22 protein-coding genes are annotated in these 25,341 nt (G+C 33.0%); 12 read left to right on the forward strand and 10 right to left on the reverse strand.

Annotated elements, in window-relative coordinates:
- Nucleotides 1-186 precede the first annotated feature (186 nt).
- Together murF and H6F32_RS09130 are read right to left on the reverse strand one after the other, a co-directional pair.
- Nucleotides 187-1,539, reverse strand: a complete 1,353-nt coding sequence (gene murF, locus H6F32_RS09125) for a UDP-N-acetylmuramoyl-tripeptide--D-alanyl-D-alanine ligase (protein ID WP_190369017.1) — start codon at nucleotides 1,537-1,539, stop codon at nucleotides 187-189.
- 538 nt (nucleotides 1,540-2,077) lie between these two features.
- Nucleotides 2,078-2,215 (reverse strand): hypothetical protein, encoded by a 138-nt coding sequence (locus tag H6F32_RS09130; RefSeq protein WP_190369018.1) that lies wholly within the window; start codon nucleotides 2,213-2,215, stop codon nucleotides 2,078-2,080.
- A 534-nt stretch (nucleotides 2,216-2,749) separates the two neighbouring features.
- Here H6F32_RS09130 and H6F32_RS09135 point away from each other — a divergent pair.
- The 8 genes from H6F32_RS09135 (at nucleotide 2,750) to H6F32_RS09170 (ending at nucleotide 11,040) form a co-directional block, all read left to right on the forward strand.
- On the forward strand, nucleotides 2,750-4,222 hold the full coding sequence (locus tag H6F32_RS09135) for a TldD/PmbA family protein (RefSeq protein ID WP_190369019.1): 1,473 nt from the start codon (nucleotides 2,750-2,752) through the stop codon (nucleotides 4,220-4,222).
- A gap of 123 nt (nucleotides 4,223-4,345) precedes the next feature.
- Complete coding sequence (locus H6F32_RS09140; RefSeq protein WP_190369020.1) at nucleotides 4,346-5,710, forward strand: TldD/PmbA family protein; 1,365 nt, start codon at nucleotides 4,346-4,348, stop codon at nucleotides 5,708-5,710.
- Nucleotides 5,711-5,798: 88 nt separating this feature from the next.
- Nucleotides 5,799-6,896: a class I SAM-dependent DNA methyltransferase gene (locus tag H6F32_RS09145; RefSeq protein WP_190369021.1), complete on the forward strand. Its 1,098-nt coding sequence runs from the start codon at nucleotides 5,799-5,801 to the stop codon at nucleotides 6,894-6,896.
- A gap of 10 nt (nucleotides 6,897-6,906) precedes the next feature.
- Nucleotides 6,907-7,599 carry a restriction endonuclease subunit S gene (locus H6F32_RS09150; protein ID WP_190369022.1) on the forward strand — a complete coding sequence of 231 codons (693 nt, stop codon included), beginning with the start codon at nucleotides 6,907-6,909 and terminating at the stop codon, nucleotides 7,597-7,599.
- On the forward strand, nucleotides 7,592-8,308 hold the full coding sequence (locus tag H6F32_RS09155) for a hypothetical protein (protein ID WP_190369023.1): 717 nt from the start codon (nucleotides 7,592-7,594) through the stop codon (nucleotides 8,306-8,308). Before H6F32_RS09150 ends, H6F32_RS09155 begins: the two co-directional genes overlap by 8 nt.
- 81 nt (nucleotides 8,309-8,389) lie before the next feature.
- A complete protein-coding gene (locus H6F32_RS09160; RefSeq protein ID WP_190369058.1) occupies nucleotides 8,390-9,253 on the forward strand; it encodes a fructosamine kinase family protein in 864 nt (287 codons plus the stop codon).
- Nucleotides 9,254-9,382: 129 nt separating this feature from the next.
- Nucleotides 9,383-10,669: an ATP/GTP-binding protein gene (locus H6F32_RS09165; protein WP_190369024.1), complete on the forward strand. Its 1,287-nt coding sequence runs from the start codon at nucleotides 9,383-9,385 to the stop codon at nucleotides 10,667-10,669.
- Between the two features lie 38 nt (nucleotides 10,670-10,707).
- Nucleotides 10,708-11,040, forward strand: a complete 333-nt coding sequence (locus H6F32_RS09170; protein WP_190369025.1) for a hypothetical protein — start codon at nucleotides 10,708-10,710, stop codon at nucleotides 11,038-11,040.
- Between the two features lie 160 nt (nucleotides 11,041-11,200).
- Here H6F32_RS09170 and H6F32_RS09175 read toward each other — a convergent pair whose 3' ends face one another.
- Nucleotides 11,201-12,739 carry an NAD(P)H-hydrate dehydratase gene (locus H6F32_RS09175; RefSeq protein WP_190369026.1) on the reverse strand — a complete coding sequence of 513 codons (1,539 nt, stop codon included), beginning with the start codon at nucleotides 12,737-12,739 and terminating at the stop codon, nucleotides 11,201-11,203.
- Between the two features lie 601 nt (nucleotides 12,740-13,340).
- Here H6F32_RS09175 and mnmA point away from each other — a divergent pair.
- Entirely contained in the window at nucleotides 13,341-14,417 is a 1,077-nt protein-coding gene (mnmA, locus tag H6F32_RS09180; protein ID WP_190369027.1) for a tRNA 2-thiouridine(34) synthase MnmA, read from the forward strand.
- Nucleotides 14,418-14,566: 149 nt separating this feature from the next.
- Here the strand turns inward: mnmA and H6F32_RS09185 are convergent, their stop codons facing one another.
- The 7 genes from H6F32_RS09185 to H6F32_RS09215 all read right to left on the reverse strand — a co-directional run bounded on the left by H6F32_RS09185 (nucleotide 14,567) and on the right by H6F32_RS09215 (nucleotide 21,018).
- Entirely contained in the window at nucleotides 14,567-15,331 is a 765-nt protein-coding gene (locus tag H6F32_RS09185) for a WecB/TagA/CpsF family glycosyltransferase (RefSeq protein WP_190369028.1), read from the reverse strand.
- Nucleotides 15,332-15,456: 125 nt separating this feature from the next.
- Nucleotides 15,457-16,041 (reverse strand): TIGR04282 family arsenosugar biosynthesis glycosyltransferase, encoded by a 585-nt coding sequence (locus H6F32_RS09190; RefSeq protein ID WP_190369029.1) that lies wholly within the window; start codon nucleotides 16,039-16,041, stop codon nucleotides 15,457-15,459.
- 26 nt (nucleotides 16,042-16,067) lie between these two features.
- A complete protein-coding gene (locus H6F32_RS09195; RefSeq protein WP_190369030.1) occupies nucleotides 16,068-16,799 on the reverse strand; it encodes a 16S rRNA (uracil(1498)-N(3))-methyltransferase in 732 nt (243 codons plus the stop codon).
- Nucleotides 16,800-16,892: 93 nt separating this feature from the next.
- The gene (locus H6F32_RS09200) at nucleotides 16,893-17,303 is read right to left on the reverse strand and encodes a hypothetical protein (RefSeq protein WP_242031091.1); all 411 of its coding nucleotides are present in this window, start codon (nucleotides 17,301-17,303) and stop codon (nucleotides 16,893-16,895) included.
- A 184-nt stretch (nucleotides 17,304-17,487) separates the two neighbouring features.
- Nucleotides 17,488-19,485 (reverse strand): ATP-binding protein, encoded by a 1,998-nt coding sequence (locus H6F32_RS09205; RefSeq protein WP_190369032.1) that lies wholly within the window; start codon nucleotides 19,483-19,485, stop codon nucleotides 17,488-17,490.
- A gap of 16 nt (nucleotides 19,486-19,501) precedes the next feature.
- Entirely contained in the window at nucleotides 19,502-19,741 is a 240-nt protein-coding gene (locus tag H6F32_RS09210) for a hypothetical protein (RefSeq protein WP_242031092.1), read from the reverse strand.
- Nucleotides 19,742-19,755: 14 nt separating this feature from the next.
- Nucleotides 19,756-21,018 carry a DUF4255 domain-containing protein gene (locus tag H6F32_RS09215; protein WP_190369033.1) on the reverse strand — a complete coding sequence of 421 codons (1,263 nt, stop codon included), beginning with the start codon at nucleotides 21,016-21,018 and terminating at the stop codon, nucleotides 19,756-19,758.
- Nucleotides 21,019-21,339: 321 nt separating this feature from the next.
- On the opposite strand from H6F32_RS09215, the gene H6F32_RS09220 reads away from it, so the two are divergent.
- The 3 genes from H6F32_RS09220 (at nucleotide 21,340) to H6F32_RS09230 (ending at nucleotide 25,288) form a co-directional block, all read left to right on the forward strand.
- The gene (locus H6F32_RS09220; RefSeq protein ID WP_190369034.1) at nucleotides 21,340-21,750 is read left to right on the forward strand and encodes a GPW/gp25 family protein; all 411 of its coding nucleotides are present in this window, start codon (nucleotides 21,340-21,342) and stop codon (nucleotides 21,748-21,750) included.
- Nucleotides 21,751-21,800: 50 nt separating this feature from the next.
- A complete protein-coding gene (locus tag H6F32_RS09225) occupies nucleotides 21,801-24,014 on the forward strand; it encodes a putative baseplate assembly protein (RefSeq protein ID WP_190369035.1) in 2,214 nt (737 codons plus the stop codon).
- Between the two features lie 140 nt (nucleotides 24,015-24,154).
- A complete protein-coding gene (locus tag H6F32_RS09230) occupies nucleotides 24,155-25,288 on the forward strand; it encodes a phage tail protein (protein WP_190369036.1) in 1,134 nt (377 codons plus the stop codon).
- The last annotated feature ends 53 nt before the right edge of the window (nucleotides 25,289-25,341 follow it).

The raw sequence follows: 25,341 nt of genomic DNA on the forward strand, positions 1-25,341 counted from the left end.
CATAAACATCATCATCATTTTCATAGCATATATTCATATCATCTAAGTAATTTATCTCACCCTCTAACTTGCGATAACTCTCAAAATTTTAATGACAATTGCCATGTCAATGGTATCAATCATCATTCTGAACATCATTTGGTAATTGGTGCGTTAGCTGTTTTGATAACGCACCCTACTTTGTTGTTATTGGTTGTTGCTTATTAGTTGTTGCACTACTCGATCTAAACCTACAGAATGTGCAGCTTTAAATAATAAGCGATCGCCTGACTGTATCACACTTTTTAATCTTTTCACTAACTGATCATGGTTAGGAAAACATTCGCAATGTATCCCTTCCGCACTATTAGCTATAATTTCCGCATCTGGATGATCAGCTAATACTAATAAACCATCTAATTGTAATTTCTTGACCATTTCTCCCACTTGATAATGTAATTCCTGGGATCTATTTCCTAGTTCTTTCATCGCACCTAAAACTGCAATTTTCCGCTTTCCTGGAGTATCTGCTAACAACTGCAAAGCTGCTAACATTGCTTCTGGTGCGGCATTATAGGTTTCATCTAATATGATAATATCATCATCTAAGGTAAATCTTTGACCTCTACCAGTGGGCATATTTACATTAACACCAGATTGTAAATTTTCCCAATCAATATTTAATACCTTTGCTACAGCTAAAGCTGCTAAAAAGTTACTCGCATTATGACGGCCAGGTAATGGTAATACAAATTTCATCCCTGATACTTCAATGATTTCATTATTAATGAAATTACCATGAATACTACCTCCAGAAAATCCATAAGTGATTAATTTTCCTTGCCAAAATTTTGTCGCTGTTTCCATTAATCTGGCATTATCATAATTGAGAATAGCAATGCTATTATCAGACATATTTGCTAATAATTCACATTTTGCTTCTGCTATCGCTTGTTCTGAACCTAATAACTCAATATGTGCTGTTCCCACATTAGTAATTACTCCAATATTTGGCCTAGCAATTTTCGTTAATTCCGCAATTTGTCCCCTTCCTCTCATGGCCATTTCAATTACTGCGAAATCATCATCTTTCTCTAATTCTAAAAGTGTTTTCGGTACTCCAATTTCATTATTAAAATTACTAAAGGTTTTATGTACTTTTCCTTGAGTTGCTAACACTGCGGAAATTAATTCTTTAGTAGTAGTTTTTCCCACAGAACCCGTAATACCAATTATGGGAATATCAAATTGTTCTCGCCAATATCTTCCTATTTGTTGATATGCTGTTAAAGTATTTCTTACTTTTAAAATCGGTAAGTCTGTATTTTCGTAATCATCATCAACTATAGCTACAATAGCACCTTGAGCGATCGCCTTATCCACAAAATCATGGCCATCAAACCTTTCCCCCCGTAAAGCAACAAATACCTCTCCAGGTTTTAAACTTCGTGTATCTGTCTGTACACCTGTGCTTAACTGTAACAAATCAGAATTAGATAGATTTATAGGTTTTGCAGCAAGCACTTCTACCAATTGAGAGAGACTAATAGAAACTGACATTGTGATCACAAATATAATGATGTTGACATTTTCCCAGAAAATATCATCTCAAAGAATTATATCTAATGGTAGATCCTCGACTTCTCAAAGAAGCCAAGGATCTGAGTTGTAGGGTGCGTCAGAGTGCATAAATACTGTAAATAAACAGATTATTGATATCTGATATCATGTCTGCCCAATCACTTACGATATAGTTCATCACTGTATTGCCTTTTCCCAATTACCAATTACCCATTACCAGCCTCAACAGATATGATCAGTGTTCCACCGGATAAGCTAATGTGCAGCACTCACTGTATAATTAAAAAACCTGAAGTTACAGTAGCACAAGCATCTTGCTTGTATTAATTATTCAAGTTAAAGGCACAACAGCTTATGATATGACACACCATGAAAATGTGCAAATAGTAGACCCTCGACTTCTCAAAAAAGCCAAGGATCTGAGTAAATAATATTCAATTACTTAGAAATTACTAGACAGCAAATACACGCTTAGGTTAAATGTTGTGCTTGAAGAGTATATCATGTCAACCTGAAATTAGCTGTCTCCTGTTTTTTCCATAGTTTCAATAACTGCCAAACCTATACTAGAACCTACAATTAACATAATTGCTGATGCAAAGAAAGCATAAGTGAGAATACGTAACGCTTCATCAAAAAAAATGTAAGTAACCATTGTTTCACCGTTTGAACTCTATGTTGTTGGTGCGATATCAGCTAAAAGCTCAATACCTTTGGTCTATTCCTCATGACTACATCTTAACAAAACTTTAGATAAATAAGTAAGTGATGACAAACTTTTATAATTAAAGATTTGATGAAATCTAAGAGAATTTATTGTAAGTATAATATATAAATAAATATTTAAGTAAAAATACCAGTATTTTAGCCATATATTGCTGATTTCTCAACTAAGTTACTCATATAATCACATCGGGTAAAAGAATTTTATGGATTTACAAAACTTTACATTAGCAACTAACCCTGCAAATATTCAGTTAGGTGAGTATCCATATCATAGGGAATTATGAAGATAACTAAAGCTATTGAGAATTGTACCTTTACTGGGGAAACTATAATCCCCCTGATCCCATCTGCTTTGATCATTACGGAAACCACTACAAAATATCAGTCAACAGCGACATTAATAGATTTGTTAAACTAAGAAAACCAGGACTTTTCAGTAAAAACCTCACAAAAGAAAATATTCATGTTAACAAATACCCTACTTCTCTCCAATCAACTTCATAATCTACAATATTCCTCAACTACAGAAAAATTTGACGACACCTGGGAAGCTCCATTATCCACCTTACTAGGACTTGGACGCGCAGCCGGTGCAGATTTTGTAGAATTTTTTTTAGAACGTCGTAACTACATCAGTTGTTTAGCCGAAGATGACACAATTACCAGCATTTCCCCCAGTTTAGCCACTGGTGCAGGAGTGAGAGTATTTCGTGGTAAAGCTGATTGTTACGTAAGCACCAATAATCTTACCTTTAATGGCTTAAAAGCGGCTCTAGAAAAAGGTTTATCTATATTGGGGTTACAATTACCTACAGCTAACGCCTTAATTCCTGAAACCAACTTAGAACTACTGCGAGACTACGCTACAAAACGCGGTAAAGATGCGTGGTTACCCTTATGTAGTTCTATTCAGGAAATGGGCGAAATTCTCCTAGATGGTACAGCCCAACTTAACAAAAAAGCCACTCACATTCAATCTCGACGGGCTTCCTACTTCCGAGACTGGCAAGAAGTATTAGTTGCAGCCAGCGATGGCACATTTGCCCGTGATATCAGGCTTACCCAGTCCGTCGGTTTTAATATTCTATGTGCTGATGGTGCAAACCGCGCCTCCATTGGTGAACGTGCGGGCAATACCAGTGACCCCAATTTCTTAAAAACCTGGGACTATGAAACAGACGCAGAACATATAGCGGAATCTGCGGGTAAAATGTTATATGCAGATTATGTAGAATCAGGCAACTATCCCATCATTATGGCTAACCATTTTGGCGGAGTAATATTCCATGAAGCCTGTGGACATTTATTAGAAACAACCCAAATTGAGCGTAATACCACACCCTTCGCAGACAAAAAAGGCGAAAAGATTGCCCATGAAAGTTTAACAGCTTGGGATGAAGGACGCGCTGATAACGCATTTGGCACAATTGACATGGATGATGAAGGAATGCCAGCCCAACGCACATTATTAATAGAAAAAGGCGTTTTAAAGAACTTTTTAGCAGATAGAACTGGATCCCTAAGAACAGGACATCCGCGCACAGGTAGCGGCCGTCGTCAAAATTACACCTTTGCTGCTGCTAGTCGCATGAGAAATACCTACATTGCACCAGGAGAATATAGCAACGAAGAATTATTTTCCTCCATTGATAAAGGCATTTATTGTAAGAAAATGGGTGGCGGAAGTGTGGGAGCAACTGGTCAATTTAACTTTAGTGTTGACGAGGCTTACTTAATAGAAAATGGTAAAATTACCAAACCATTAAAAGGTGCAACATTAATTGGAGAAGCAAAGGAAATTATGAATAAAATTTCTATGTGTTCCCAAGATTTAGAATTAGCACCTGGTTTTTGTGGTTCAGTGAGTGGCAGCATTTATACAACAGTTGGACAGCCACATATTAAAGTTGATTCTATCACCGTTGGTGGCAGATAATTCCAAATGTCCCCGACTTGTATGATAAATTATTTAATTAATTGATAATCTCAAAAAAGAAGTCGGGGATCTGAAATCACAAATTTATCAAAGAAAAGTTTTGCAATTTTTAGGTTTTAATTCATGACTACGAAAATACAAGAAATCGCTAATTCTGCTCAAGAAAATGCTAAAAAATTAGGCATTAAAAAGTTTGATATTTACGGTTCAACTGTAGATGATACTAGTGTACAAGTTGATCAGGGAGAACCCAAACAAGTTAAGGCTTCTAACCGTTCTGGTGTGACTGTAAGAGTGTGGAATGAACAAAATACAATGGGTGTTACTAGTACCACAGATGTAGATCCTAAAGGATTAGAATTAGCCTTGAAAACAGCTTATGAAGCAAGTTTTTTTGGCGTGAAAGAAAACATTCCTGATTTTAGTCCAGAAGCCACAATTCCCATTTCTTATCGGCCAAAAGAAAAGGCAATTCAAGCCCCAGTTTCTGAATTAATAGAAAAGTTACTATTAGCAGAAAAAGAACTTTTAGCGGTTCATCCTGCTATCAAAAGCGTCCCTTATAACGGTTTAGCACAAAGAGATATTGATAGATTTTATCTCAATAGTGAAGGTGCGTTAAGAACAGAATCTCATTCTGTAGCTTCGGTTTATTTATATAGCAAAACAGAAGAGGAAGGGAAAAAACCTCGCAGTGGGGGAGCATATCGAGTTAAGGAAAGTGTAGCTGACTTAGATATTGCTGGTTGCATCAAAGAAACTGGTGAGAAAACTATCAGTCATTTGCATTATGAAAAAATTACCACTGGTAAATATCCAGTAGTTTTTTCAGCAGAAGCATTTTTGAGTTTATTAGGAGCATTTTCTAATTTATTTAATGCCCAAAATATTCTCGATAATCAAAGTTTATCAAAAGCTGAAGATATTGGTAAACAAATTGCTTCTCCTTTACTTTCTGTTTATGATGATGCTTTACATCCGGCCAATATTGGTGCAGAAAGTTTTGATGGTGAAGGTACACCAACTCGTCAAGTTAAGTTAATTGAAAATGGCATTTTAACTAGTTTCCTGCACAGTGCGGGAACTGCAAAAAGGTTTAATACTCAACCTACTGGTAATGCTAGTATTGGCGCGAAAGTGAGTGTAAGTCCTAATTTTTATCATGTTTTTGCCGCAGGTACTCCTGATAGCTTGCGTGGCGTAGCCATACAAGAATTAAGTTTAGAAACTGCGGAAAATGTGATTTTAATTGATGATTTACAAGCTCTTCATGCAGGAGTAAAATCTTTGCAAGGTTCGTTTTCTTTACCTTTTGATGGTTGGTTAGTTAATAAAGGTGAGAAAGTGAGTATTGAGTCAGCAACGGTAGCAGGTGATTTTCTCGAGTTGTTGAAATCAATTGTTTATGTTGAGAAAGAAGTGGAATTAACACCAGGAGGAGTTTGTCCTAGAATTTGGGTAGGTGAACTTTCTATTACTGGAGATTAAGATGTAGGTTGGGTTGAATAAACCCAACATTAACTCAACACAATATAATATCATTTGAGAAAATTATTAAGTTTAATTAATACAAAAAATGCTAGAAGTGAAAATTCTCAAAGAAATAGAAACTATATTTAGACAATTTGGATATGAAGGAGAAGATATATTTAATGCGATCGCTTATTTTTATGCTAATATTTTTAGTATTAAAATGTCTCAAAATCTGACCAAAATTATCGAAAAAGGTGAGATAATATCACAGGTAGTATTAAAAGATCATATTAATCAACAAATAATTTCCCCAATAATTAATAATTATATTCAACCAGATAAGAGTGCTAATAATCTCACAGTTTTTTATCAATATTTTCTGGGTAAAAGATTCAGAGATATCACTGGTAAATTCTTCACACCCCACAAAATAGCTGCATCAATGGTAAAAATGCTACCAATTAAACCTCATGCGTTAATTATAGATCCTACCTGTGGCTGTGGAACATTTTTACAACAAATTAGCAATTTATGGGAAAATATACCTTGTCATTTAATAGCCAATGATGTAGATAATATGTTAGTTTGTTTAACAGAATTGATATTAAAAATTAATCATAAACATCAACAAAAATTTAAACCGGATATATCTTTATCTTTATTTACTGAAAATATTTATAATTACCATGATAGTCCCCATCAACAAATAAAGTCTCTATATGGTAAAATAGATTATATTATAGCAAATCCACCATTTTCTTTACCAATCGAGAATTTTTCCTCCACTAGTGAATTATTTAAAGCAGGTTATAGAAATAGCGATGCTTTATTTATTGACTTAGCTTTTGAATTATTAAAACTTGATGGACGTTTAGTAACTCTTTTACCCCATTCTATTATATCAAATAAAGAATATGAGAAATTACGTCAAATCGTGGAAAAAAATTGGTTATTAACTGCTATTATAACTTTGCCAGAAGGGGTTTTTCATACCACAGCTAATACCACAACTCGTGCTGATATTATTGTCTTAGATAAAAAAGGAGAAGAGTACAGAGATCAACAAACAAATAAACAAACTATTTTCGCTAATGTTTCTTCTATTGGAATACCTTTAAATAGTAAACAAAAAAATGTAGCAACTAATGATTTAGAAACTTTATTACAAAACCCTGATATTATCTCAACTCTTGGTATCTGACTTTAACAATATGAGAAAAAACGGCTATACATTTTTTACCATCGTCAATTCCGCTAACCTAAAAACAGGTATTTGGAATCCCTATTCTTACAAAGACAATGAATTAGATAATAGTCTATCAGATTTTGTAACTATTGAAAAAATTGCCAATAAAGGTAATATTAATTTATCTGATTTCGCACCTATTGAATATAAAAACATTCCCACAGGAGAACTTTTAACATTCTCTTTACAAGATAATTCTGTCCAAGAAGGAAAATATTATATAATTGGTGAACAAGTTTTACTTTTTGGAACAATGCGTGCCTATCTTGGCAATGTTTTAGTAACCCCAAAAGCAAAATGGTTAGAAAAAGAAAGTCCTATATTTTACCCTATTAATTCAGAATTTGTGGAAATTATTCCTCATGATAAATTGCCCTATTTTTGGTGGAGTTATTTAAAATCAGCTGTATTTCTTCAGCAAATGCCAACAGGTAGTGGGGGCACTCGTCCCAGAGTAACTATAGACAATTTAAAACAAATACCTGTGAGTGTTCCTACACTAGAAGAACGTATTAAAATAAATAATTGTTTAATTCAACTTGCAGAACAATCTTGGCGGAACTATATTATTTGTAGAGATATAATCAAAACAAATCATCAAAAAAATAATTTATTTAATAGTTCATTTGACAATAATTTTGAGAACCATTATGTCTGATATTTCACAACAAGAAATCCAAATATTAAAAAATATTTTTACTCCACTTATTGGTATAAAAATAGATTGGTTAACTATTCCTCAACAAGCATTACCAGGGTTTGAACCTAGTCAAATAGCTGTAATTGTCAACACACTGTTAGATGGTATTTTACCGCAAATTGAATTGATTTCTAGCGATATAGAAAATCAAGAAAAACTTAAAAATATTGGACTACAAAAATCACCAAGTATTATTGGAGAAAGAGAAAGCTATCCTGATTATATTCATCTTTCTGGCAAAAGAGTAGAGTTAAAAGGGTTGTTTGTAGATAACTTATCTCTCAAATTAAAACGGCCACCAACACCTAGAGAACCATCTGCAAGACTAAAAGAAAATATCACTATAAATAATATTAATACAGAAAAAGATGTTTTATTAATTGTGGCTATTCAAATTCAGGAAGAAAATAGATTTTGTTCACCTTATATAGTTGATATTGAAGTTCTTTCAATGGTAGAATGTATTAAAGCTAGAGATAAAAGATTACAGGAAACTGGAGGTAAATGGATTGATGGCATTCCTGAAGTAGTCAGTACAGCAGGAAAGAAAAAATTAAAAATTGGTCAAAATTTAACAGATGCTGATTATGAAAAAGATACAAATTTTGGTAAACTAAAAAGAATACCATACCAGCCTTTACAAGATTTTTTATCTAAGTGGACATAAAACACTAAATTATCTTGAAGGTTTAGTTATGAAAACTATCAACATGAGTAAAAATTTAGTTATTAGAGAGAAAAAATTATGATGTGGACAGAAATTGATAATCATATTAGCGAAGTTACTAACCAAAAATTTCAAAGTACCCAACATTTATCTGTCAGTGGTGGATGTATTAATCAAGGTTATGCTGTTAGCAATGGTAAACTAACTTACTTTGTGAAACTTAACCAAGCTACTCAAGCAGATATGTTTTTAGCGGAAATGTTGGGTTTACAAACAATGTATAAAACCCAGAGTATTCGTGTTCCACAACCTTTATGTTGGGGAATTACAGGTAATTATAGTTATATTGTTTTGGAATGGTTAGAAATGACGGGAGCTAATCAACAATCCTGGCGAAAAATGGGACAAAATTTAGCAAAAATGCACCAAAATATTAGTAATAAAGGTTTTGGTTGGGAAAGAAATAATACTATTGGTTCAACTCCACAAATTAATATTTGGCAGTCTAATTGGATAGATTTTTATGTTGAATATCGTTTGGGTTATCAATTTCAATTAGCAAGAAGAAAGGGCGGTAATTTTCCTTTACAAGATAAATTATTAGCTACTATTCCTGAATTATTGAAAAATCATGATGTCCAACCTGCTTTAGTTCATGGTGATTTGTGGGGAGGAAATGCGGGTTTTACTACTGATGGTGAACCTGTGATTTTTGACCCTGCAACTTATTTTGGTGATAGGGAAGTTGATATTGCTATGACGGAACTTTTTGGCGGTTTTCCTGCGGTTTTTTATGAAGGTTATCAGGAGGTTTTACCGTTAAATGAAGGATATAAACAACGGAAAATTATTTATAATTTGTATCATATTTTGAATCATTTTAACTTGTTTGGTGGCAGTTATGCTACTCAAGCTAATCAGATGATTAAGAAAATTTTAGATTAAGTAAGGTTTATGGTTTATAATAGAATCATCCTCAACATTCACCGTTTACCTGAAAATACTTAAAAAATCATGTTAATCAGATTTACAGTAGAAAATTTCTTATCTTTTAATCAAAGGATACACTTTAATATGATTGCTTCAGATGATACAAGTCATAGTCATCATATAGTTACAGATAATTCTGAAGAATCAATTAAATTATTAAGAACATCTATCATTTATGGTGCTAATGCTTCTGGCAAATCTAACTTAATTAAAGCTATGGAATTTGCCAGAGATTTTATTGTTGATGGGGTGGAAAAAAATAGAAATATTAATATTAATAATTTTAAATTAGATAAAACCTGTTATACAAAACCATCAAGATTTGAATTTGAATTTAAAACTAACAATAAACAATATGCTTATGGTTTTATAGTGGATAAACACAAAATCCATGAAGAATGGTTATTTGAAATTGGTGTCAATATGGAAAATCCCATCTATGAAAGAAGGGGAAAGGATTTTAATTTTCATAATTTTGCTCATGAGTTTTTTCTAAATCTTTCTGAATATCAAAAAAATGGTATTTGTTATGAAGCAAAAAATACTAGAGAAAGTTTACTATTTTTAACTAACTCCCAAGAGCGTGAAATTGAAGATTTGCAGTTTTTAGAACCTATATATAAATGGTTTAGTGATGTTTTAACAATAATTTTTCCTAATTCTAAACCTTTGATATTACCTTTTTTTAGTCAACCAATTCAAGATTCTTTAAGTAAATTTTTAGCATCATTAGATTTAGGAATTAAAAAAATTACCACCTCCACAATTGACTTAGAAGAATATCAAGAAATACCAGCAGAAGTTAAAGCAGAAATTAAAAAAGATTTTCCCTATCAAGAAGGTGAAATAAATGCAATATTCATACCTAAATTACAATCTATTATTTCTCAAGCAAAAGATGGAACAGATAATTTAACAGTTATGAATTTATCGCCAGTAAGATTGGATAAAGAACATGGAGAAGTTGAATTTAACATTTCAGAAGAGTCAGATGGAACACAAAGACTTATAGATTTATTTCCTATGTTAATACATTTACAAAGAGGAAATGCTGTTTATATCATAGATGAAATTGAAAGAAGTTTACATTCATTACTGATGAAGAAAATATTTGATTACTTTTTAAATAATTCTCACAATACAAACTTGAATAGTCAGTTAATTGCTACTACCCATGAAGTTTATTTATTAGATATTAAAGATACTTTTAGAAAAGATGAAATTTGGTTTGTGGAAAAAGATAAATATGGACAATCTCTACTGTATTCTTTAGCTAATACAGATTTTGAAAATATAGATTTAACTGCTGGATATCTTAATGGTAGATTTGGAGCAATACCTTTAATTAAAGATTTATTAAACATTTATTAAACATTTAAAATCATTATCATAGAAAGAGGAAAAATAAAATGGGTAGAGAAAGAAATACAGATTATCAAGGTAGAGCAAATTATATTGCTAGTAAATGCGGTAAAGATGGGAAATGGAAACTATATATAATAGCTGCTGAAGGAGATAAAACTGAATATAAATATTTTAATGCCTTAACAACTAAATATGAAGAAGATTTTCACTCTAGTAATATTCATGTAGAATTTATAGATAGAGAAGAAGAAAAAGCTGGTAATTCAGTTTTAAGGATCATATTCAGAATCAATATATCAAAAAAAGATCAACAGTTTGTAAAAAGTTATGGAATATCATTCATCAAAATCATAGGCAACCATCTTTTAGACAAATAATTCAATACACATCAGAAGCAATTTTAAGAGCAAAAATAGTTGGTGAATTAAATATAAATGATCCCAATTATCCAGATTATCAAATTGGTACAGAAGTTTATAAACTGCTCAAAAAATTGAGTCAGAATTGAATAAAAATCACAATAGCTGCATCAATTTTTTATCTACTATCTCTAGTTAAACTAGGTATTAAATATTGTGTCAATGTAACAGCATCTACTCCTAATTCCGTTCTATTTTCTGCCGCTAATATTCCTGCTTGAGAATGCCACCATGAAGCAGTAGCTACTATCTCTTCTATCGGTGTTTTATTGACTGTTTGCGCCAATATTCCTCCTAATAAACCTGTTAATACATCACCACTGCCTCCACGCGCTAAAGCTGGTGTACTTTCAGGGTTAATCCAAATTGTACCTTGAGAATTACCTATTGTGGTTCTTGCCCCTTTTAATAATATGATAGCGTTGCTTTCTTCGGCAGCAATTTCTACAGCTTTGATTCTATCTTTGGGGTCAATATGAGGAAATAACCGCTTAAATTCTCCCGTATGAGGTGTTAGTATTGTGGGATATTCTCGTTGTCTTAAAGTGTTATTTGTCCCCAATTCTGCTAATATATTTAATGCATCAGCATCTAAAAGTAGAGGAGTTTGACTATTAATTATTTGTGAAATTATAGAGGTACAATCTTTAGTTAAACCTGGTCCACAGGCTATAGCTGTAAAGTTATTTAAGTCGGTATTTTCTGGTAATTGTAAATGGGAAATTGCCCCGGTTTCTGTTTCTGGACAAGGGATAACTAAAGCATCGGGAATGTGGGAAATAACCAGATTTTTTAATGATGCTGGTACTGCGATAGATAACATTCCTACACCACTGGCACGGGCGGCTAAAGCTGTTAAAATCGTTGTACCTGGATAGTGTTGAGAACCACAAATTAAGAGTAAATGTCCTTGTTTATATTTATGTGTAATTGGTGAACGATGGAGGGGTAGTTTTGATAATGCTAATGTTGATGTAATGCGTTTTATTTTTGGTGTTTCTCCCATGACTGCATGAATATCATTAAGAGGAATATTAAAATCAATTAATTCAGCTTTGCCAATATATTCTAATGCTTGTTCTTGCAATATTCCCTGTTTCCATAAACCTAAACATAAGGTATATTTGGCTTTAATTGCTGTTCCGAGAATTTTTCCTGTATCTGTATGTATTCCAGAAGGAATATCAATACTAATAATGGGAATATTACTACTGTTGAAATAATCAATGATTGATGTTATGGGTTCGGTAATTTCTCTTTCTAAACCAAAGCCGAATAAACCATCTATTAAATAATCACAAGTTGGTATTTCTTCGATTTTTGTATAACAAGGAATGCCTAAATTTTTGGCATATTTTAAATGTTGGTTTGTGAGTTCCTTATGTTTAGTAAATGGTGTGTATATCCAAATTTTATGACCTTGAAAATATAGTTCTCGGGCAACTACTAAAGCGTCTCCTCCATTATGTCCTGAACCGACTAAAATGCCGATGGTTTGATGTGCAGGAATGATGGTTTTCAGATGCTGAAAAATTAGCAGGGCGACTTTTTCCATTAATGCTGCTACGGGCATTCCTGCGGAAAATAGACGATTTTCTATATCGCGCATTTGGTCGGTTGTAACTACAATTTGCGAAATTTTTTCTAGTCTATTCATGATAATTAATGATCATTTTCTGTGATTATTGATATTTTAGAAATTGTGCGTTAAGCTGATGGCTGATATCTCAGAGGATGTTTGTAAAGTCTAAATTAACATAAAAATCAGCGATTGGAAATCGCGTCTACACAGGCAAAACCTGCCTACGCAGGTTAAAAATCCTTGGTTTTTCTTTAGTCCACGCAGGTGGTCACTGAGCCTGTCAAAGTGTGGACTTTGCCTGTATAGTAGCGATAGGGCAGCGTGGTGTAAGCCTTATGATATTCGCTCCATACTTTTAAAACATCCTCTGATATCTGAAGGCTATTTACCATAGTAAATTCTGGCATCATTATAGCTTATTTTATGAATGTAATTATTCCATAATTGTGCTTGATTTGATTCTTCGTAAAATGGTTTGATTGTTATATGTGGTTTCTAAAGTTGGATTTTTAAATAAACTGTGGCATTATTAGCGATTTTTTGCAATGATTTACTAACAATGAATAGATATCATATCTCTAATATTCCTTCCAATTTGCTCAATGTATGCTATAATAGGCAGTCTGAGTAAATTTTGTTACCAATTATCAATCTGGCACTTTCAATAGTGTAAATTATGAAAAAAGTTGTCGTTGGTCTTTCTGGTGGCGTTGATAGTTCTGTCGCTGCTGCTATTTTACACAATCAGGGCTATGATGTAATAGGTTTAACCCTTTGGCTAATGAAAGGCCAGGGGCAATGTTGCTCTGAAGGAATGATCGACGCTGCTAGTATTTGTGAACAGTTGGGTATTCCCCATGAAATAGTTGATATTCGGGATGTGTTTCAAAACCAAATTGTGGATTTTTTGGTAACGGGTTATAGTGCGGGAATTACTCCTTTACCTTGTTCTCAATGTAACAAGACAGTCAAGTTTGGTCCTATGGTATCTTACGCAAAGGAAAATTTAGCCAGCGATAAGATCGCTACTGGACATTATGCCCGTATTACCTATAATCATAGCACTGCTCGTTATGAGTTGTTACGCGCCCTAGATCGCAATAAGGATCAATCATATTTTCTGTATGATTTATCACAAGATTTATTGAGTGCCACGATTTTTCCTTTGGGAGAATTACATAAAAGTGATACTCGCAAAATAGCTGCCGAATATGGTCTAAAAACCGCAGAAAAGCCTGAGAGTCAAGATTTATGCTTGGTAGAAAGTAATGGTTCTATGCGGGCATTTTTAGATAAATATTTAGCACCTAAACCTGGCGATATTGTGGATACTACTGGTAAGGTTTTGGGTAAACATGATGGTATACACCATTATACCATTGGTCAACGTAAAGGTTTAGGTATTGCGGCGGCTGAACCTTTGTATGTGATAGAATTAGATACTATAAATAATCGGGTTATAGTAGGCGATCGCACAAAAGGAACACAACCAGAATGCACAGTATGTCAAGTTAATTGGGTTTCCATTGCTGAACCTAGCACTCCTATCCGTGCAGAAGTGCAAATTCGTTATCGTTCTCAACCTGTACCAGTGACAGTAATACCTTTAGAAAATAATCGAGTTAAATTAGTATTCTATGAACCGCAATTTAGTATTACACCTGGACAAGCGGCAGTTTGGTACACAGATGAAAAGGTATTAGGTGGGGGAATTATTGAGAAATTTTCTGTAAATGGTTTGAAAACCTTGTAGAGACGTTATATGTAACTATATGTAACGTTTATATCACGGTTTCCAGTTACGCACATTTAATTCTCAGTAGATGTCTAGTATATAATTTATTTGGTGTTGCTGATTAAGAGTTTCATACTTTAGTTCAGCAAGGCCATTTATTTTTTGCACTAGTACTTACAGTTACGCAAAGTGTTGTATCCAAAACGATATATTAAGGATTTATAAGCAAATTCTGGCAAGGCTAACATTCGTCGCCAACGCCAAGGATCCTGGTATAGTCTATACAACCATTCTAAATTATTATTGGCTAACCAGCGAGGAGCGCGGGTTTTTCTTCCTGACCAAATATCAAAACTACCTCCCACTCCTACCCAAGTTGAATGTGGACATAAATGACGGTTTTTAGCGATCCATAATTCTTGTTTCGGGACTCCTAAAGCCACAAATATTAATTGTGGTTTGATTTCAGCAAGATGTTGTAATAATTGTTGTTCTTGCTGTAATGAATGATAACCAGAATGTGTACCAATAATGTTTAAATTAGGGATCTGTTTTCGCCATATTTGTGCTGCTTTTTCAGCTATTTCTGGTGATCCTCCGTAGAAAAATATAGTAGCTGGTTTTGCTTGTTCTGCTGTAGCTTCTAATAGTTTTTCTGCTAGTTCAATTCCTGGTAAACGCCGTACTTTTTGCCTTAATAAATATCTGAGGTAAAGCACTACTCCTGAACCATCAGGAATGACTAATTCGGCATTTTTAATCACTGCTGCTAAGGCTTGATTTTTTTCTGCTTGTATTGTCATTTCTGCATTTAAAGTTACTACATGAGTTCCTCTACCTTGTTTAATACCATCCAATAACCAATCTATATAATTAGTCATGATGTGAACTGGTAGACCTAAGACTGAATATGATTTAGGAATTGTCAACATGGTAAATAAAAATCTCATCAAAATTTGAGCAAGGTTAGTAAACAATTATTTTGGGGATTAGGTTTAGTTTATCAAACTTTTCCTATTCCATATCCTTTATTTTTCAGATTAATTTATCATAGTTCTTACAGATCCTCTGGACGATCAATATCATTTAAGATGGGTAAATATGCTATGGATAAATTCTCAGACTTAGCTACTTTTACTGTTTCTTTTAATACTTGATCTGTTCCCCAACCAATATTATCAAAAATATCTGGTATGGTTTTTTTTAATCCAATTAAGTAATATCCACCATCCACAGCCGGACCAATAACTATATCATAATTATTTAATTGCTGAAAACCACTAGCTAAGATTTGATAATTTATACTAGGACAATCAGTACCAATAATGATTACTTGTTCTTTTTTATGATGGAACGATTCAGTAAGCGATCGCTTCATTCTCACTCCTAAATCCCCTTCTCCTTGACATTGATACCATAAGTCTCTTCCTAACCATTCTTGCATTTTTTCAGTATTTCCACCAGTGAATCGTATTTCTACTGATAAATCTATAATTTCCCGTAGTTCTCTAACTTGAGACATGGTATATTCAGTCATCTGTTTATGTAAATTTGCAGCACCAATTTCTCCTAATGCTGGTATTAACCGAGTTTTTGTCTGACCTGGTTCTGGATAACGAGTAAAAATAATTAAGTGTTTCATAAGTGTCTCATCTTAATGTAATTTAATTAGTGACTATCATAATGTGCTGCTAATAAAGACATGGCAAATATTGGTGCTGTAACTGCCCTAAGAATACGAGAACCCAATGAAACTGGTTTAAATCCTTGATCTATAGCCATATTTACTTCTTTTTCACTCCATCCTCCTTCTGGACCAATAGCGATAATTATATTATCAGAATTACTAGCAATAAACTTCTTTAAATGTGAATAATCACCTCGTGCTTCACAAATATAACTATGATTAGTTACAAATTCATAAATAGCAGTATTAAAAGTTACAGGTTCTAAAATAGTAGGTACTATGGTTCTTTCTGACTGTTCTGCCGCTTCAGAAGCTATGCGTTGCCAGCGTTGTAGTTTTTGGGAACTAGGATTTAAAAGTGTGCGATCGCTCAAAATAGGAGCAATACAAGTTACACCTAATTCAGTACAATAACGGACAACATCATCAAAAGCGTTTCCCTTGGGTAAAGCTAACATCAACGTTACAGATATGGGTAATTCTGTTTTTACATCTAATAATTCTAAAACCTGGCACTTATCCTGGTATATTCCATTTAATTGTGTTAGCCAACATTTACCTTGACCATCCATAGCAATAAATTTATCATTATTCGCTAATCTTAGTACCCGAAATAAATAATGTTGTTGTTGAGTAGTTAAGATAATTTCTAATTGATGATTATTCTCTTGTAATTGAGAAGAAGTAATAGTCAAACGTTGAAGTTGAGACATAATATATGTAGTATTATATGTAGTGCTGGCATCTTGCCTGCAATTTTATATTAATATAGATCCCCGACTTTTCAAAATAAATGGGGGATCTCCCTATTGAGATAAAATTTGCTGTAAATAAAACCCAGCGATAATAAACATAAAAAGTATCGTCACAGAATATACTATTACATCTTTCACAAGGAATAATATCCAATCTTTTCTAAGTTCCTGTTTAAACTTTAACTCTCGTAATTTACCCTTTAATTCCACATCTTTACTAAAAGGTATATTATCACAATCATCACTATATATATCCTTAACCTTTTCTTCCTTATCTAATTCATCTTGCCAACAAGAGAGAGTTTCTAAAAAGGGATCTATAGATGAATTAATATCATCAGATAAAACTGGTAAATTATGGGGATTTAATTGTGAACTTAATGGTATATTGGACTTCTTTAGTAATTCATATAGTTCTTTTTTTACCACTTTTTTGACAATTTTCTTAATTAAATATTCCATATTTTTATCACTCATAATTAACATCCCCGACTTGTTTTTTTAATCATCTCAAACCGTAAGTATTCAGCCATCAGTAAATAGTATCAACAACAAAGGTTCAGAAATTTTAATTTATTTGCTTTTGTTTCTTTTCATTACTTGCATTGCAAAATTTCAGGTAAATAGCTGACTACTGATAGCTTACCTAAACCCAACCCCTAACTTCATTATCTGTCATTGGTCTTTCTAATTTCACATATTCACTTTTTGCTGCTTGCAATATATGTTTCATCATTACACTTTCACCATTTGCTGCTGCTATAAATGCTGCATTTTTAGCAATATTTCTAATATTACCTCCTGCGGTATTTAAACTTGATAATTTTTTAAAATTTAATCCCTCTGTGGGAGTATTTTTAGGAAATACACGCTTCCAAATTTCCTCTCTTTGGGCAGCATCAGGAAAAGGAAATTGTACCACAAATCCCAATCTTCTTAAAAATGCTTGATCTATAGAACTTTTTAAATTAGTAGTTAAAATTGCTAATCCTTGATAGGCTTCCATCCTTTGTAATAAATAACTGACTTCCATATTAGCATAACGATCATGACTATCTTTTACTTCCGAACGTTTACCAAATAAAGCATCTGCTTCATCAAATAACAATATTGTGCCTCCCCCTTCTGCAGCATCAAAAATACGACGTAAATTTTTCTCAGTTTCCCCAATATATTTACTCACAACTGAACTTAAATCTATGCGATAAACATCTAAATTTAAGTTATTACCTAATACTTCCGCAGCCATAGTTTTACCTGTACCACTTTGTCCATGAAATAAGGCACTAATACCTAAACCCCGTTTACTTTTAGCTGCAAATCCCCAGGTTTCATAAACTTGCATTTTATAATGTAAATGTGTGGCAATTTCTTGTAAAATTTGATGTTCTTTTTCTGGTAAAATTAGGTCCTCCCAGTCTGCTGTAGAAGATATTCTTTGGGCAAGATCATCAAGATTTAATCTAGCTTGTACTCGACAAATATTCCATAAATTATCTTGGAATTTTCCAGGAGATTTATACCTATTTTCCCAAATTTCTCCTAAACTTTGAGCTTTAAATGCCGCAGCTTCAATAGCTGAAAGATTCAGGTTAAAATTAGCAACTAAAATGTTGATATTGTCATCTAATACTGAAGAGTTCTCTCCTAAAGCATTTTTCCAGATTAAACGTTGTTCATCTTTAGTAGGTTGATGAATATCAAAAACTACTAAGGGACGTTGACGCGCACGACGACGATCTGTGCTACTAATTATTAAGTAACAATTGAGGTTTTCTATTAGTTGGGAAATAAGATGATCTTTGTGGGAATCTGTACCTTCTAAATTATCCAGTTCTAAAAATAGAATTGTATTATTTAATGTCCATTCTCTTTCCCACAAACGCTGGATCAGATTTAATTGTACAGTATCTCCAGGTAAATTAGTTGCCGACATCATTTGTAAATTAAGTCCTAAATTGCGGGAAGCTACCACAGCAATGGATCTTTTAGTCATTAGATCTCCACCACATAAATGTATCATGGGAGCTAGAGATGAGTTTGATTTTGAGAGATTGATGAATACTGATAATATTTGATCAGCTATTTCTCGATGGGAAGGTACTAAATTATGATGTTTTTTCAGCAGATTTGATGAACCTAAAAATCCCTGTAAACGGTAATCTAATTGCTCTATTCCCTGCAAATAATTTAAGATTTTTTCATCAATCCTTAAAGCACTACTCGCTAATGATTTCCCTGATCCTATCTCAATTATTTGTAATTTTCTTAAAGGAGAATCTGGAGTAATGGCCATCCAATTTGCTTGGGGTAAACAATTGAAGGCTATATTAAATGTGGGGTAGTCAATTTGAGAATTTTGATTCAGTTTAGCTAATAAAATACTCCAGTTAGAAAATAATTCCATTCCCGCACAAAATAATAATAAATCGCGCTCAAATTGTGATAGGTTTAAAATCTGACATAATTTTTCTAAATGTGATGGTGGAGATATTCCTGATGGTGGTAATTCAGGAATGTTTTCCTCGTGATTTCCTTTATATCTATTCTCTAAGATTGTTTCTATGCGAGCGATCGCTTGCATTAAATAACACCAGTTATCCCAATACCATGTACTATGTTCCTGTTGAATACTAACTAACATTTAACCCCCATACATCTTAATTAAATTTTTTGGACAATAAATTTTCTAAATATTCTTTAGCCTTTGTTTCTGTCATCAATAATGACTCTCTTTTAATCAGGATTTCATATTTACCACGATGATGTCCATGACCAGAAATTAACCCTAATTTTACAGCTTCATTTCCTAACTTTGTCAATTGGTTTAAATCCTCAATATCTAATTCTAACTGTTCATTTTCTAATTCTTCGTTATCTGACATCCATTCTTGACTCATGATTTTTTCCTCTGTTATCTAATGACAATTTTTGGACCAATATAAAAATTAAAAGTCGGACTTTCAGAATCATTATCAATGTCTAGCTGACTTTCTGCTCCATCCACCATTAATCTTACCAGATATTCTCCCGCTTCAACTTTATCAACTATAATCATCACTTCATGACTGTCTCCTTCTAGTTTTACAGCATCAAATAAATAGGCTTTAGGATTTTCCTGACTATTTTCTACGATCCACTCATTTAATCCTAAAACTACTCTTTGATTTTGTCTAATACTTAAATTTACTTCCACTAATATTTCTGCATAATAAGAACCATCATTATTTTCAGAAATCCTTTCACATCTACTATTAATTACCGTCGGACGTAAAATAAAAGCAGCAGCATTAGAATCTACATTGCGATGATTACCATCAATACCGCTGGTAAATTGATGTACTACTTGTAAACTTTGTACCCCTGCTTTTAACGCAGGTATAGGAACTGTAGTTAAAGGTAATAATATTTGATTATTGGTAATGTCTGAAGGTACAACTTCTGTACCACCAATTCTCACTTTTACTATGTCACTTTTTAAATTCCTGCCTTGAATTAATAGGGTGCTATTTGTTAATATTGGTTGTAAAATTCCCCCTTGAGAACGCACAGAATCAACTAATGGCCGATTAGGATATGCTACCATTCCTCCCATATTAGCACTACGCACTGGTAACGCTTTTTGACCAGGATCTTTACCATCAATTAGAATGATCATGACTCGATAAATAATTGATAATAAATAGGGAGATTGGAAAAATGTCGACCATGCTTTAGAAAGTTCATCTAAATTGACATCATATAAATTAATATTTATTTGATATAACTGATCTGCTAAATCAGAACCTTCTAAAAAAGAGTAATTAGGATCTGCCAAAGTTTCTCTAATCATATCAGGACTAAGTATTGATTGATCACTAAAAGTTCTCACTACACTTCCTAATATTCTTTGTGGTTCTAATTCAGTTTCATTACCATAAAAACTCAGTATATAATATAAATCTATCGCTACTTGTTTTTTAGTAGGATGATTTTGAGCGCGAACTGGATTAGTAAACGCTGGATTGTTCATAACTTGATATAAAAATATATTAACCCCAGCCTCGGACGGTCCACCTCCAATACTATTAGGCCTAAACGTAGTTACTCTTGCCCCATATACATCCGTCTGTATTGCTGCTTGCAATGTTCTTTGTAGTGTTGCTGTGACAGTAGCAATAGCGAGATAGTTACTCATATTATTAAACTCCGATTAAGAAACTTAACATTTTGATTCTACAAACAAAAAATAATAAGGTTTCTAAAGTTTTATTGTTCAATTCTATGATCATACAGTATATATGTATATTAGTAATTATGACTTACGCAAGTGTCACACTAAAAAATCTGTTGTCGGGTGCGTCAGATATCAACAATTTGGTTATTTACATGATTTATACTGTCTGACGTCGTTAGTGAGCTTGTCGAACCGCACCCTACCAATGTGGCAGTTGCGTAAGTCCTGGTAATGTTATTGAGATCATTTTAATAACTAGTTAATCATTAGGACTTGTTAAAAATGGCAGAACTAAGTAATCAACAATCTACTGACTACATCGGTAAAGGAATTTCTTTTCCTTTGCGTGTTAATGTTCAATCCAATATAAACTTAAGTAGTAATACTTATAATATTGAGGAATCCATGAGAATGATTCTGGGAACAAAATTAGGGGAGCGAGTTTATCGGCCAGATTTTGGTTCGCGCCTAGATGAGTTGGTATTTGCACCTATGAATAGTCAAACATTGCTGTTAATTCGTTTATATGTTACAGAGGCTTTAGAAAGATGGGAACCGCGAATAATTCTTAATGGTGTATATACAGATGTAGTAGGTCATGGTAAATTAAAGATTAATATTAAATACACACCCAAAAACACTCAAGAACCGAAAAGTTTTGTATATCCTTTTTATATATTATCACCAAATTAACATTCCACTATCGCAAAATTAAATTGATTATTTAATTCATTTTTGAGGTTATGAAAAGAGAATTTGACTTTTTACCAGAACTACCTAAATCATCACTTGATGATCGGAAATTTGCCGATTTAGTCGCAGAATGTTTATTACGTATTCCTCGTTATTGTCCTGAATGGACAAATCATAATCCTAGTGATCCTGGTGTAACTTTAATTGAATTATTTGCGTGGTTAACAGATCAAATGTTGCTACGTTTTAATCAAATTCCTCGTCTTAATTATATTGGGTTTTTAGAATTATTAGGAATTAAATTACAAGCACCTGTACCAGCTAAATCTGAAGTTACATTTTATTTGACAACTTCTTTCTTAGAACAACATACCATTCCTGCTAACACAATTATAGCTACAGAACGCACAGAAACAGAAGAGGCAATTGAATTTACTACTGATACAAATTTAGTAATTACACCACCAAAAATTAAACATTTATTAACAGCAACAACAAAAGAAATAACCAATTTTATAGATTTTAGTAATTGGACATCAGAAGCAGATGGGGCTGAATTGAGAGGAGGAAGCGAAACTAGAATATTTGATGATACCCCTAACATTGGTAATTGTTTTTATGTCGTATTAAATAATGATCAAATAGCGGGTAATGTCATTGTTTTAAATATTAAAGCAAATGCAGGTACACCTACAGGAATTAATCCTCAAAATCCTCCACGAAATTGGGAAGCATGGACAGGAGAAAAATGGGAAAATATCTTATTAAAAGAAAGTGATGATAATACCCAAGGATTTAGCTTTAATACCTTCAAAAAACAAGGAGGAAATCCCATTGAAGGTGGTGCTGATATTACTTTACATTTACCTTTAGATTTACCTGTAACCAACTTTGAAGGTTATGAAGGAATGTGGATACGTTGTAGAGTTACAAAAGAAGGTGAGGAAATACCAGGATATTCTAATAGTCCAAGAATTATAGCGATCGCCATTCGTGCCATTGGTGGTACAGTAAAAATTACCCAATCTACAGAAATTGAAAATGAAACTTTAGGCGAAAGTGATGGCACTCCAGGACAGAGTTTTCAATTACAACAAAATCCCATTTTAACGCCAAAAAAAGACATTGAATATATTACAGTTATGCCTCCAGGAGAAGATGCAATTCCAGAAAATTGGCAACAAGTTGATAATTTTAGCGATTCTAGAGAAAATGATCTTCATTATACCCTCGATTGTATTACTGGTAAAATTCAATTTGGTCCATTAATTAGAGAACCTTATCAAATTAAAGAATCTACCTGGAATCGTCAAAAATTACCAACAAATACAGAAGAAATTGACAACTCAGGAAAATTCAGTAAACGTCAATATGGTAAGGTTCCTCTTCGTGGTTCAACTATTACTATGGTTAAATATAGAACTGGAGGAGGAGAAAGAGGAAATGTGGCTAAAGGAACAATCAAAATTTGTAAATCAGCAGTTCCTTATATCGAGAGAATTGAAAATCATCAACCTGCTAAAGATGGTACAAATGCAGAATCTTTAGAAGCTGCAATGATGCGAGTTCCCCAACAATTAAGAACACCTAACCGTGCAGTGACAGCCGAAGATTTTGAAACATTAGCTAGACGAGGATCAAAAGGAGCTATTGCTCGCACTCACTGTTTACCTGATCAACCTGGTACTGTTAAATTACTGTTAATTCCTCATGTTAATTTGGAAGTTATAGAAACAGGAATTGCACCAGAAAAATTTAATATCACAGATAATTTAAAAAAGGAAGTGGAAAATTATCTGGAAGAAAGACGACTATTAGGAATAAAAATTATCTATGATCAACCTAAATATTTAGGAATATGTACCCACACTAAAGTTTCTTTACAAAAAGAATACAAAAATGAAATAGCTAAGAAGGATATAAAGAACAAAATATTAATAGCTTTATATCAATTTCTCAATCCTATTAATGGCTATTTTGAACAACAAGGTTGGCCTTTTAATCACTCTGTGAATAAAGCAGATATTAAGAGATTATTACAAATTATTGAGGGGGTAGGAAAAATAGAATGGATTAAAATATATCCAATAGATCCAATTATCCAAGATGGAAATATCACACAATGGCAGAAACGAGAAAAAGATGAAGAAGAAATTGATTTACAGCCTGATCAATTAATTTGTTCTTGGGATAAGACAACCTTAGATTCTAATGACAATGATAATCCTCAATTAGATTCTGCTCACAAAGTCTATTTTGATTAACTTTTATGATCTAGCAGGATGCACCTTTTATGAGATACTTATGAAATCACAATTGATGAAAAAAAGCATAAGCCTAGCCATTAGCTGAATGCCGAATACTGACAATTTTTTGTAAGTTAGTTAAATCAGGATAACATCTTATGACCATAGCTCAACATAGAGAATATCTCAGTGTACAACTTACACCTATGAGAATCTCAGAAAATGCCCTAGATCAAATTAATATTAATAATAATTATCAATCAGGGGCAATTATCACCACTGATGAAAGTGGAGAATTTAGTAATAAACAGCTAGTTCTCTATCCAGGAGAACCTAGTGAAATGCTAATTCAACTAGAAAATGATAGTACAAAATATAGTTATGCCACCATAGCAATCAGAACAAACATACCTAACTCTTGGTGTAAGTTAATCATCACTGAAGAATTAGAAACTGTTAGTTATAATTTACCGACAAACTCTGATAATTCACCAGAAATCAGACCAAGAATAATAATTTATCCTCACAGTAAAAAGCAGATATTGTTTAGTTGTACTGTACCTGAAGACTTTTTTGAATCTGAGAGAATTTGGCAGTTAGGTCAGTCTGGAAATTTAGATTATGTGTTAGATTATGCGGCAGAAATTAATATTAGTTATGGCTACCAAAATAGACCTATAACTATTTCTGATAGTTCTTCTGATATTCCAGAAATTACCCATGTCAGAACAGAAGAAGTCAATCTTTATATTCGTCCTCGCAGTTTGTACCTCAATTTTTTACCTGACATTTATCGAGAAGTAGATTTTATTGGCCGCTTACTCAAAATTTTTGAAGAGACTTTTGAACCTGCTGTACAAATTTTAGATTCCCTGCATTTGTATTTAGATCCTCGCACAGCACCGGAAGCTCTTTTACCCTTTTTAGCTCATTGGGTAGGTTGGGAATTTATCCCTAATATTACTTCTGATCTTCAACGGTATCTCATTTATCGCGCTTTAGAAATTTATAGTTGGCGTGGTACAAAAAAAGGTTTAAGAGACTATTTACATTTTTACACAGGTTTAGATGATGATTATATTAAGATTCAGGATGTGTTTGCAGAAGGTTTTCAAATCGGTCAAACTCACCTGGGTAGAACTTCTGTTGTCGGAGGAGGAAAACCTTATCATTTTGTTGTGCGGTTGTATCCAGAAAATGCTAATAGTATAGATGAAAAATTAGTGAGGAAAATCATTGAACAAGAAAAACCTGCTTTTTGCACTTATGAACTATATATTAAAGAAAGGTAGCCACTTCATCATATAAAATTAATCTGTAAAACCTTGTAAAATAACCGATAAAA

The sequence above is a fragment of the Anabaena sp. FACHB-1237 genome (genome assembly GCF_014696225.1).
Lineage (GTDB): Bacteria > Cyanobacteriota > Cyanobacteriia > Cyanobacteriales > Nostocaceae > FACHB-1237.